We start from the raw sequence: 11,321 nt of genomic DNA, 5'->3' as shown, positions 1-11,321 counted from the left end.
ACGCGGAGGCGGAGACCGGAGGCTCCCCCGAAGGGCCCAGAGTCGGCGCCACCGCAGAGACGCCGTCCGGAGTCGGGAGTCCGATCGCCTGTCCGCTCTGCCTCGGACGGATCCGACTCTGCCAGACCGCCCTCACATCTCGCTCACATCGACCTCGAGAGCCCTCACTCCTCAGCGCGCAGAGCCCTCACTCCTCAGCGCGCAGAGCACGACGACGCCGCTCCAGCTCCATGACCTCCCGGTTCAGCCGCTGGTACTCCTCGGGGTCGTCCGTCGGGTCCATCCGCTGGAGCCGGCCCAGCAGGTCGGCCTTCTGGTGCGTGATCTGCAGCTCCACCAGACGGTTGAGGATCGACTGGCAGTAGACCTCCACATCATCCTCGGTGCGAGCCGGGAGCTGGGCCACGGCCAGTTCCCCCACCAGCGAGCGCAGCGGCTGCGGCACCTCGTCGCTGACCGCGCTGACCCAGTTGCGGGGGTCGGTGGCGGAGGCGGCCGCACTGCGGATCCCCGCATGGACGGCCGCGTGGGCCGGCGCGGTGAACCGGACGGTGAAGATCTCCTCCCACTGCTCCGCGGTCAGACGCGTGGGGTGCTGCAGGATCACTTCGAGAGCCTGCCGCTCCATCATGACCGCCGGGTCTCGGGTGTCCGGGCGGGGGAAGTGCTGGCCCTGCGGCTCAGAGCCCTGCCCGGCCACGGCGCCACCGTGGCCCTCGGGACCGAAGGCTTCGGGCGGGGGGCCATCCACGTAGACGTCCTCAGGTACGTCCCACGAGGTCTCGGGCCCGCCCTCCGGGGGGCCCTGCTGTCGGGATGCCGTACGATGCGGCTCGGCCCGACTCGCGCCCGGCCGACGCGCATCCGGCCGGCGCTCTCGCTCGCCACCGCCGTCGTCGGGTCTCTGCTGCCGACGCCGTGGTCCCCCGCCCATCTGGGGCGCCTGGCCGTGGGACCGGCTCACCGCCCGGGAGACCTCGTCCATGTCCATGCCGAGCCACCCCGCCAGCTCGCGGGTGTAGGCGGGACGCAGGGCCGAGTCTTTGATGCTGGCCACCACGGGGGCCGCATAGCGCAGCGCCCCCACCCGCCCCTCCACCGTGGAGAGGTCGTAGTCCTTCATGCCCGCGCGGATGGCGAACTCGAACAGCGGCCGGCGGGAGCGGATGAGCTCCTCCACCGCTTCGTCGCCGCGATGCTGGCGCACGTCGCAGGGGTCCATGCCCTCGGGCCCGACGGCGATGAAGGTGCGCGCCAGGAACATGTGGTCCTCTTTGAAGGCCTTCAGCGCCGCCGCCTGCCCGGCCTCGTCGCCGTCGAAGGTGAAGATGACCTCTCCGCCACCGCCGTCGTCGGAGAGCAGCCGCCGGGAGATCTTCACGTGCCCCTCCCCGAAGGCGGTGCCGCAGGTGGCCACCGCCGTGTCCACTCCGGCCACATGGCAGGCCATGACATCCGTATAGCCCTCCACGACGACCAGCTCGCGCTTCTTGGCGATGTTCCGCTTGGCCATCTCGATGCCGTAGAGCACCTGGGACTTCTTGTAGATCTGGGTCTCCGGGGAGTTCAGGTACTTGGGCCCCTTGTCGTCCTCGAAGAGCCGACGCCCGCCGAACCCCACGGTGTTACCGGTCATGTCCCGGATGGGCCAGATCAGTCGGCCCCGGAAACGGTCGTAGAGGCCCCGGTTGCCTTCGGAGAACAAGCCGGTGAGGCGCAGCTCCTCGTCATCGCGGAAGCCCTTGGAGCGCAGATGCTTCAGCAGCGCGTCCCAGCTCTTCGGCGCGAATCCCACGCTGAACTGCTCAGCATGCTCCCGGGTGAAGCCACGCCCGGTGAGGAAGTCACGCCCGATCTGCGCCTCCGGGCTCTGCAGCTGGGCCTGGAAGAACTCGTCGGCGATCTTGTGGGCGTCCAGCAGCCGCTGCCGCCGGCCGATCTCCTGCTTGGTGGGGCCCGTCCCGCCGTCCTCATAGCGCAGCGTGATGCCGGCCTTATGGGCGAGCCGCTCCACCGTCTCCTGGAAGGAGGTGTGCTCCATGGCCATCAGGAAGGCGATGACGTCGCCGGACTCCCCGCAGCCGAAGCAGTGGTAGGTGCCCACGTGCGGGCGGATGTGGAAGCTCGGCGTGCGCTCGTCGTGGAACGGACACAGGCCCTTCCAGGAGCCGATGCCGGCTCCCTTGAGGGTCACGTACTGCTCGACGACCTCACGCAGGTCGACACGCTCGCGCACGGCGTCGATGTCTTCACGCTTGATCAATCCGGCCACACGTCAACTCTAGCCAGTTCGAGCAAATCCTGGATCGGGCCTTCCACAGGCGGACTGCGGGGACCCGGCGGCGCGCAGCTCGCGCGAGCAGCCCAGATCCCACGACAGACCGAGGGTTCCCTGTCGCCCCAGGCCAGGCTAGGGTCGGCGCTCATGACTGGTACTGACACGCAGAGCCCGCAGGACCCCGCCGTCGGGGCCTCCCCGCCTCCCGTCAACGGGCTGGACCTGACCTTCGGCTCCCCCATGAGCGTGGCCCGATCCGAGCAGCTCATCGCTGAGCTCACCGAGGTATCGCCGCGCACCGTGCTCGACGTCGGCTGCGGCTGGGCCGAGCAGCTGCTCCGCACCGTGATGGCGCTGCCAGGCAGCCACGGCATCGGCGTGGACCTTGAGGAGATGGACATCGTCCGCGGGCAGGAACGTGCCCGGCAGCTGGGCGTGCAGGGCCGCGTGGAGCTGCGCGTCCAGGACGCCGGCGAGCTCACGGAGGAGCTCACCGACCCGACCGAGGCCGTGATCTGCCTCGGGGCCTGGCATGCGCTGGGCGGTTCACCGGCGGAGGCGCTCCAGCGGCTGCGGGCGCTGACCGTCCACGGCGGCCGTCTGCTCTTCGGCGTAGACCACTGGACCCAGGTGCCCAGCCAGGACCGCTTCGACCTCATGTGGGAGGGCGCCTCTGCGGCTGACAGCCAGCTGCTGCCCGACGTCGTCGAAGCCGCTGCCGAAGCGGGCTGGCGCCTGCTGGACCTGCATGAGGCCACCGACGACGAGTGGAACCACTTCGAATGCGGCATGACGCGCAACCAGGAGCTGTGGCTGCTGGAGAACCCGGACCACCCGCAGGCCGGTGAGCTGCGCGACAGGCTCGACGCCGGCCGACGTGCCTGGCTTCGCGGGCACCACGGCCACATGGGCTTCGCAACTCTGGTGCTGGCCGCCGCCTGATCCCTCGACCCCGGGAATCCCCTCGCGTCCGGCCGGGTTGATCAGACCATGGAGAAGACCACCGATCAGCCCGGCCCCCGCCTGCCGGCCCTCGACGCCGCCGTCGGGCTCTCCGCAGCCGAGCGTACCTCCGTGGACAGGCTGCTCGCCGACGCCGAGGCCCACGGGGTGGACGTCGAGCTCGTGTCCCGCGGACCGGCACAGTCCCTGGAGGAGGCCGCGGCGACCATCGGGGTCGAACCACGTCAGATCGTCAAGACCCTGGTGGCCAGGGCCAAGGTCACCCAGACTGCCCGCGACCACACCTATGTGCTGGCGCTGATCCCCGGAGACCGCCAGGTGGACTGGGCGACGCTGCGTCGGCTCGCCGGGATGAAGAAGATGTCCATGACCGCCCCCGAGGAGGCGGTGGAGGCCACGGGGTACCGCCCGGGCACCATCACGCCCTTCGGAGCGGCGGCCGCAGACGGCACGCGCTGGCCGATCTATGCCGACGAATCCATCAGCGGGCGCATCGCCATGGGCGCGGGTGCACCGGGGCTGAGCCTCTTCGTGGACTCCGCGACGCTGTTCGCCGCCTACGACGTCGTCACAGCAGACATCACTCGGTCTCCCCAGCGCACCTGAAGAGTGCCGCCAGGTCCGATCGATCAGGCGGATCAGGCGGGTCAGGCAGGAGCGCCGACCGCCTCGATCTCCTGCAGCACGTCCTCGATCCGGACCGGCCCCTGCGGACTCTGGTTCCAGGGCATCCGGGCGAGCGCCTTCGCCATCCCGCAGGTGTTGGTGGCCGCCGAGAAGACGAGCCCTGAGGCGATGGCGCCGGAGACCACCCGAGCCTTGGGGCTCAGCAGACGGCCGCCGAGCAGGCCCGCCAGCACCAGCGAACCGGCCGCCATCCGCACCTGCCGCTCCATCGCCCAGGGGCCCTCGCCGACCTCGACGGCGTCGTCTCCGACCGTTGCCCGGTAGGCGTTCAGTCCGCCGGAGAGAACCCGAGAGTCCGTCAGCCCGGCCGCGCTCAGCGCCTGCTGCGCCTGCTGGGACCGAGGCCCGGCCTGACAGAGCAGCACCACGGGGCGGTCGACGGCGGCGAGCGCGTCGGCCAACCGCTGGGCCTCGCGGCTCACCAGCTCGTCAGGCACCAGCAGGGACCCAAGGAGGTGTGCGCTGCGATGCTCCGCCGGCGTGCGCACGTCGATCAGCACAGGGTCGGCGCCGTCGTGGATCATGCGGCGCAGCTCCTCGGCGCTGAGCAGGGTCAGGGTGTTCTGGTCGGCCATCGGGTCTCCACCATGACGTATCGGGGACGTGCGGGCATCATAGGCGGGCGCCATGTGCGGCACCCCGCGCAGCTTCCGAGTCTACCGACCTTCCCCCGCTCGCGTGCGGGCCCTAGCCTGCCTCCATGACCTGTTTCGTCTCCCACACCACGTTCTCCTGCACAGACGCCTACGCGCTCTCCGAATGGTGGAAACGACTGCTGGACTACACCGACATCCCCGGGGACCCCAACAAGCCGGGCCACGACCACTGCATGATCGTCGACCCCGTCACCGGGCACCGTCTGCTGTTCCTCGAGGTCGACGAGGTCGACGCTTCCCGAACCCCGCGGGCCCATCTGGACCTGCGTCCGCGGACCGGCGGACGCGACGCGGAGGTCGAGAGGGTCCGCGCATTGGGCGCGGTGGAGGTGGCCGACCACCGCGGGATCCACGGGCCGGGGTCCGGCTGGGTGGTCTTCGCCGATCCGCAGGGCAACCAGTTCTGCGTGCTGCGCTCCGAGGAGGAGGTCGCGGCCCGCTGAACCGACCCGCTCAGCCGAAGAGCCGGTTGGTGAACGGCTTGCCCTGCACCAGGGCGTAGTACCACTCCAGGGCGGCCCCGTCGGTCAGGGAGGCGATCTGGTCGACGATCACGCGTCGGCGGGCCGTGTCGTCGGCGGCATCCCGCCAGTCCTGCTTGAACATGGGCTCCAGGTAGCGGTCCTCCGTCTCGGAGAGCAGGCCCACCAGCCCTTCGAGCACCTCGCGCTGCCGCAGGTAGACCGGCTTCTGCTGCTCGGAGGTCATGATGTAGGCCGCCGCCAGGCCCTTCATGGCGGAGATCTCCACCAGGGTCTCCTCGGGCACCACCAGATCCGCCTCGTGGCGGACCAGCGGGTGGTCCCCGTGGGCCGCACGAGTGGCGGAGTAGATGGCTCCGCAGAACCGCCCGATCAGCTCACTGGTCATGTTCTTCAGCGCGGCCAGGGAACGCCGTGAGCCGTCCGACTCCCGCACCCATCCGTCGGTGGCGGCGAGGCGGTCGAAGGCCTCCTCGATCCGATCCTCCTCGATCTGCGGGAGGTACCACTCCTTGGTCACCTGCACCACACGTTTGCGCTGCAGCGGCACCTCCAGGAAGCGCAGCTGGAACTGACCGGAGAAGATGCCGTCCTCCACATCATGGACGGAGTAGGCGATGTCATCGGCGGCGTCCATCACCTGGGCCTCCATGGACTGTCGTCGCCCCTCCACCCCCTGGCGGATCCATCGGAAGACGTCGACGTCGTCCTCATAGGCGCCGAACTTCTGGCTGCGCGTCCCATCCGGCTTCAGGGGCGCCTCGTGCTGACGCCACGGGTACTTCACCGCCGCGTCCAGGGAGGCGCGGGTCAGGTTGAGCCCCGCGGAGCGGCCGTCCGGGTGGAACCGTTTGGTCTCCAGCCGGGTCAGCAGCCGCAACGTCTGAGCGTTGCCCTCGAAGCCGCCGGCGTCCCCCATGAGCTCGTTGAGCACGTTCTCCCCGTTGTGGCCGAACGGTGGGTGGCCCAAGTCGTGCGACAGGCAGGCGGCATCGACGACGTCGGGATCGCAGCCCAGCATCCGGCCCAGGTCACGCCCCACCTGGGCGACCTCCAGGGAGTGGGTCAGCCGGGTGCGTGCGAAGTCGTCGGCATCGGGTGAGACCACCTGGGTCTTGGCGCCGAGCCGACGCAGCGCCGAGGAGTGCAGCAGGCGGGCCCGATCCCGCTCGAAGGAGGACCGATAGACGGACTTGCCGTGCTCCGGAACCCACCGTGCCTCATCGGCGGGGAGGTAGCCCGGACGCAGGGCGGCATAGCCCGCCTCGACCCGTTCGACGTTCTGCACAGACATGCCTTCCAGCTTAGAGCAGGGGCAGCATGGGTAGGGCCAGGCTCAGGCGCTCCGCCGACGCGTGCGGCCTCGGATGAGGTAGCCTCCTACTGCACCCGTGTTGAACAGTGTTCAAATCTCTCTGGGGAGGGCCGGGTGGCATCCCCTGGGGCTCTGTGGACGGAGCCCCCGCCCGCATCGAGGACGGAGACGACGTGACCCCTGAAGCTCCCATCGCACCGCATATGACAGAACCGGAGCTCCTGACTGATCGCCTCCTCGGCGGAGGCCGCCTCACCGACCACGAGTGCCTGGAGCTGCTCCACACCCCCGACGACGCCACCTTCCGCCTGGTGGCCGCCGCCTCTCGACTCCGCCGGCAGCACTTCGGCGCCACGGTGAAGGTCAACTACCTGGTCAGCCTCAAGACGGGCCTGTGCCCCGAGGACTGCACCTACTGCTCCCAGCGGCTCGGCACCGGTGCGGAGATCCTCAAGTACACGTGGCTCAAGCCCGAGGAGGCCGTGGCCCAGGCCTCGCACGGGATCGCCGCCGGCGCGCGCCGGGTCTGTCTGGTGGCCTCCGGCACCGGGCCCACCGATCGGGACGTCGACAGGGTGGGCCGGATCGTCACCCGGCTGAAGTCCGATCACCCCGACGTCGAGGTGTGCGCCTGCCTGGGACTGCTGAAGGAGGGGCAGGCGGAACGACTGGGCAGCTGCGGCGTCGACGCCTACAACCACAATCTGAACACCGCCCGCTCACACTACCCGGAGATCTGCAGCACCCACACCTACGACGACCGGGTGGACACCGTCGGCCGCGCCGTCGACGCCGGACTCTCCCCCTGTTCCGGTCTGATCGTGGGCATGGGCGAGAGCGACGAGCAGCTCGTGGAGGCCCTGGCCGCGCTGCGGGATCTCGACGCGGACTCCGTCCCGGTGAACTTCCTGATGCCCTTCGACGGCACCCCGCTGGAAGGAACGTGGAACCTCACCCCGCTGGCCTGCCTGCGGATCCTCGCCGTCGCCCGCATGATGTGCCCGGACAAGGAGATCCGGATCGCCGCCGGCCGCGAGATGCACCTGCGCAGCCTGCAGCCCCTCGCCCTGGAGGTGGCGAACTCCCTGTTCCTGGGCGACTATCTCACCTCCGAGGGCCAGGGCGCCGCCGACGACCTGACGATGATCCGCGACGCCGGGTTCACCGTGCTCGGCGCCGACGGCTCCCCGGCCTCCACAGCATCCCCGGCCTCCCCTGCCGCTGACCGCTCGACGGCACCTGCTCCGCGAGCCGACACGGCGCGTCCTGCCGCCTCACCGCCGCCGACCCCGTCAGCAGCCCGGACCGACTCCGCAACGGCACCTGCTCCGGCACCCGCTGCGACACCCGCGATCCGCCGCCGTGGCGCCGGCACCGATGTCGCGCCCAACGCCTGAACCGGCGCGCCTCAGCCGGCCAGGTGAGCCCACCTGCCGCTGAGCTGACGCCACGGGCCGACGGCAGCGACCCGACCGGCCTCGATGATCACCACGCGATCCGCCCGAGCCAGCGCCGCGCGCTTGGAGGTGGAACCGATCACCGTAACGCCCTTGTCCCGCAGCGCCTGCCACAACTCGATCTCCGTGGACGCGTCGAGGGCGCTGGAGACATCGTCCGCGAGCAGCAGCTCGGAGCCGGTGGCCAGGGCACGCGCGGTCGCCAGGCGCTGCACCTGACCGCCGGACAGGCGCACGCCGCGGTGCCCGACGGCGGCGTGCAGGCCTCCGGCCTCGGCGATGTCCTGCTCCATCTGCGCAATGCGGATGGCCTCGCCAGCCTCCCGCTCACGATCGAGCCGGATGTTCTCCTCGAACGTCCCGGAGAGCACCCGGGGCAGCTGGGCGACGTAGGCCACGCGGCGGGGCCTCAGGAAGGTGTCCGAGGTGACCTCTGCTCCGTTCCAGAGGATTCTCCCGCGGTGCGGCACCAGGCCCGCCAGGCTCCGCAGCAGGCTGGACTTGCCCGAACCGATGCCCCCGAGGATGAGGATCAGCTCGCCGCGGGCGACGGTGAGGTCCACCTGCTCCACCCCGATGATGCCGTCCGAGTGGACCGCGGAGAAGCCTTCGAGGCTGAGGCTGCGGAGCTCGTCCCGCTCCTCGGGCCCAGGGGCAGGGGAGTCTCCGGTCAGTTCGTCGACCCCGTCCACCCGGCGGAAGATGCTCTCCCCGCCGGCCAGTCGCTGGGTGGCCACCTGCCAGGCACGAGCCCCCGGCGCCTTGGTCACGACTGATCCTGCGCAGAGGCCGTACCAGGTGAAACCCATCACGCTGCCTGAGGCGAGCACCGTGGTGGCCAGCCCCCAGGCGCCGATGAAGTACATGGCCCAGGAGAAGGTCACCCCGACGGCAATCACCAGCCCGGGCACGCCGTCCAGGAGGGCCTGGATGCGATGCTCCCTGATCTGGGCGTCCACACGCCGGCGGTCCACGGTGTTCAGGTGCTGGTGCACCGGCCCGGTGGCCGCGGAGAGCTTCACGGTCCGTGCGGCGTCCAGCGCCGAGACCAGCACCCGGCCGAACTCCACGCGCGCGTCGGCGGCACGCGTGGCAGAGCGCCCCGCCGCAGGTCTGCCGGCCCACGAGGCCGCCGCGGAGAGGATCAGCACACTGGCGAGCACCGCTCCGACCACCCAGCTCCCCGAGAGCAGGACGGAGAGCAGCACGATCAGCACCGCATTGCAGAGATCCGCCCAACGGTCCGCGTAGTCCTGGATGCGGTCGCCGTCCATGGCGCGGGCCACGACCTCACCCGGCGGCGTGGTCTCCAGCCGGGGCTCACCGAGCTGACCGTCCAGGACCCGCGTCCGATGCCGGGACAGACAGGAGACCCACCAGCGGGGGTAGAGATTCACGCCCAGGGCGAAGACTCCCGGCATGATCAGCACGGAGGCTCCCGCCAGAAGGATCACCAGTCCCCACACCTCGTGATGACCCGAGGCCAAGGAGTCCGCGATGCGCCCCCACAGCCAGTTGGTGACCAGCCCCTGCGGGGAGAACAGGGCGATGAGCAGGAACATGGACAGGCCGACCAGTCCCCACCGCGGCAGGTGGCCGAAGGCGGCGAGCACGGCACGGGTCAGGCTCGGCCCGTCCCCGATGTCAGACGTCGTCGGCACATCGGTCCTCCGACGCGTGCCCCCGATGGCCACCGGACCGGTGGCCTCGTCGGAGGCTCCGGACGAGGTGTCGGTGAGGACATCACCGGGATCGTCATCCATGTAGCCCTGGTGTTCCCTCGAGGCCGCCAGCAGCCCTCGGAACGGTCCCCGCGCGGCAGCGAGCTCACCGTAGGCTCCCTGCTGGATGACTCGACCGTGATCGAGGACGGCCACACGGTCCGCCCGGGCGACAGTGGTGAGCCGGTGCGCGATGAGCAGCCCGGTGCGCCCGGCCAGCAGCCGGTCCGAGGCGCGGATGACTCGGCGCTCGGTGAGTGGGTCCATCCGGGCCGTGGCCTCGTCGAGGATCACCACGGACACCTCGCGGACCAACAGCCGAGCGAAGGCCACCAGCTGCTCCTCCCCGGCGGAGAGCGTGACCCCGCCCGCACCCATGCGGGTGTCCAGCCCATCAGGCAGTCGCGCCACCCAATCCGTGAGGCCCAGCTCCTCCACGGCTGCCTGGACCCGCTCCCGGGGGATCGGGGCGAAGAGGGTGATGTTCTCCGCCAGCGTGCCGGAGAGCAGCTCGGTGCGCTGCGTGACCACGCCGATCCCGCGGCGCAGCTGCTGAAGATCGATGTCTCTGACGTCGGTGCCGCCGAGGAACACCGTCCCCTGCGGGGGCTCGGTGGCGCGGGTGACGAGCGAGGCCAGCGTGGACTTCCCCGAGCCGGTGCGTCCCACCAGCACCAAGGTCTCTCCGTCGTCGACGCTCAGCGAGACGTCCTGCAGGGCGAAGGACCCCTCCGTGTAGGAGAAGTGCAGGCCGCGGAACTCCAGGGCGTGGGTCGCCGGGAGCGCGGCGCCGCCGTCGGGCTCGGGCTCGACCTGCATCATCTGCTTCACGCGGGTGATCGCGCCGAGCCCCTCCTGCAGCTGGGGCAGCTGATTGATGAGCTCGCCGACACGTCCGATCAGCAGCGTGGTGGCCATCACCAGGGTGATCAGCTGGGGCAGCGCCATCCCGCCGGTGATGACCAGCGCGACGCCTGTCACGAGCAGACCGGCGAACATCGCCTGCAGGACCGTCTGCGAGCGCAGGATCAGGTCGGCCTCCTTGACGACCATGTGCCGGAAGGTGCGGTGGATCCCCGCGGCCAGGCCGGCGACGCGCCGCATGCCGAAGGCCTGACCGCCGCTGGTGCGCAGGTCGTCACGGGCCGCCACGACCTCCTCGAAGGCGGCGGCGTGGTCGGTCCAGGCCCTTTCGTTGATGACTTTGCGCTGCGCGATGATCGCGAAGAGCGGGCGGACCATCAGCAGGGTGGCGGCCACGAGCACCGGCATGATGATCCAGGCCGGCCACCACATCACCCCCGCGACGACCCACAGCGGAACGGCGCCGAGGACGGTGGCCATCATGCCCCACCACTGCTCCCGCATGAGGGTGTTGATGGCGTTGGTGTCGTCGTCGATGCGGTCGAGCACCTCCCCCACAGCCTGCTCGCTGAGCACGCTGAGCGGCTGGGCGAAGGCGGCCGCGAGCAGGTCCCGACGCAGCTTCCCGGCCGCGCGGTCGATGACCTGGGCCCAGGCGACCTGCGCGCTGACCTGCACGGCCGCCGCCCCGACGATCAGGGCGCCGAGCAGCACCACCCCGTCGAATGTGGGATTCTCGGCGAGCCGGCCGGAGACGACTGTGGCGAGGGACTGTGCGACCATCGCGACGGCGAGCACGGCCACCGCCAGCACGCTGAGCGGGCTGGCGAGCCTCCTCCAGGAGATCCGGCGCGAGGGTGGGACAGGACGCAGAACGGGCACCTGCGACATCCTAGTG

At 70.6% G+C, this 11,321-nt stretch carries 8 protein-coding genes; 4 read left to right on the top strand and 4 right to left on the bottom strand.

What is annotated here, in order from left to right; genetic code table 11:
• Positions 1–187 precede the first annotated feature (187 nt).
• Positions 188–2,272 (bottom strand): DNA primase, encoded by a 2,085-nt coding sequence (dnaG, locus tag Q7C18_RS12665; RefSeq protein ID WP_311025689.1) that lies wholly within the window; start codon positions 2,270–2,272, stop codon positions 188–190.
• A gap of 153 nt (positions 2,273–2,425) precedes the next feature.
• Here dnaG and Q7C18_RS12660 point away from each other — a divergent pair, with 153 nt between their 5' ends.
• Complete coding sequence (locus tag Q7C18_RS12660; protein WP_311025688.1) at positions 2,426–3,220, top strand: class I SAM-dependent methyltransferase; 795 nt, start codon at positions 2,426–2,428, stop codon at positions 3,218–3,220.
• Positions 3,221–3,268: 48 nt separating this feature from the next.
• Positions 3,269–3,847: a YbaK/EbsC family protein gene (locus tag Q7C18_RS12655; protein ID WP_311025687.1), complete on the top strand. Its 579-nt coding sequence runs from the start codon at positions 3,269–3,271 to the stop codon at positions 3,845–3,847.
• Positions 3,848–3,888: 41 nt separating this feature from the next.
• Here the strand turns inward: Q7C18_RS12655 and Q7C18_RS12650 are convergent, their stop codons facing one another.
• On the bottom strand, positions 3,889–4,503 hold the full coding sequence (locus tag Q7C18_RS12650; RefSeq protein WP_311025686.1) for a rhodanese-like domain-containing protein: 615 nt from the start codon (positions 4,501–4,503) through the stop codon (positions 3,889–3,891).
• Positions 4,504–4,628: 125 nt separating this feature from the next.
• Here Q7C18_RS12650 and Q7C18_RS12645 point away from each other — a divergent pair, with 125 nt between their 5' ends.
• Positions 4,629–5,027, top strand: a complete 399-nt coding sequence (locus Q7C18_RS12645) for a VOC family protein (protein ID WP_311025685.1) — start codon at positions 4,629–4,631, stop codon at positions 5,025–5,027.
• A 10-nt stretch (positions 5,028–5,037) separates the two neighbouring features.
• On the opposite strand, the gene Q7C18_RS12640 is transcribed toward Q7C18_RS12645, so the two are convergent.
• Positions 5,038–6,360 carry a deoxyguanosinetriphosphate triphosphohydrolase gene (locus Q7C18_RS12640; RefSeq protein WP_311025684.1) on the bottom strand — a complete coding sequence of 441 codons (1,323 nt, stop codon included), beginning with the start codon at positions 6,358–6,360 and terminating at the stop codon, positions 5,038–5,040.
• Positions 6,361–6,584: 224 nt separating this feature from the next.
• On the opposite strand from Q7C18_RS12640, the gene bioB reads away from it, so the two are divergent.
• Complete coding sequence (gene bioB / locus Q7C18_RS12635) at positions 6,585–7,778, top strand: biotin synthase BioB (protein ID WP_311025783.1); 1,194 nt, start codon at positions 6,585–6,587, stop codon at positions 7,776–7,778.
• 11 nt (positions 7,779–7,789) lie between these two features.
• On the opposite strand, the gene Q7C18_RS12630 is transcribed toward bioB, so the two are convergent.
• Entirely contained in the window at positions 7,790–11,314 is a 3,525-nt protein-coding gene (locus Q7C18_RS12630) for an ATP-binding cassette domain-containing protein (protein ID WP_396954368.1), read from the bottom strand.
• Positions 11,315–11,321: the final 7 nt, after the last annotated feature.

Source organism: Nesterenkonia sp. CL21, assembly GCF_031705515.1.
In the GTDB taxonomy this organism is placed as follows: Bacteria; Actinomycetota; Actinomycetes; order Actinomycetales; family Micrococcaceae; genus Nesterenkonia; species Nesterenkonia aethiopica.
Note: the sequence above shows the minus strand (reverse complement) of the source record. Positions and strands in the feature narration are given on the sequence as shown.

Bases quoted from the DNA above. Each gene is read 5' to 3' on its own strand.
- Q7C18_RS12660 (WP_311025688.1), top strand. From the start codon at position 2,426: ATGACTGGTACTGACACGCAGAGCCCGCAGGACCCCGCCGTCGGGGCC.
- Q7C18_RS12655 (WP_311025687.1), top strand. From the start codon at position 3,269: ATGGAGAAGACCACCGATCAGCCCGGCCCCCGCCTGCCGGCCCTCGAC.
- Q7C18_RS12650 (WP_311025686.1), bottom strand. From the start codon at position 4,503: ATGGCCGACCAGAACACCCTGACCCTGCTCAGCGCCGAGGAGCTGCGC.
- Q7C18_RS12645 (WP_311025685.1), top strand. From the start codon at position 4,629: ATGACCTGTTTCGTCTCCCACACCACGTTCTCCTGCACAGACGCCTAC.
- Q7C18_RS12640 (WP_311025684.1), bottom strand. From the start codon at position 6,360: ATGTCTGTGCAGAACGTCGAACGGGTCGAGGCGGGCTATGCCGCCCTG.
- bioB (WP_311025783.1), top strand. From the start codon at position 6,585: ATGACAGAACCGGAGCTCCTGACTGATCGCCTCCTCGGCGGAGGCCGC.
- Q7C18_RS12630 (WP_396954368.1), bottom strand. From the start codon at position 11,314: ATGTCGCAGGTGCCCGTTCTGCGTCCTGTCCCACCCTCGCGCCGGATC.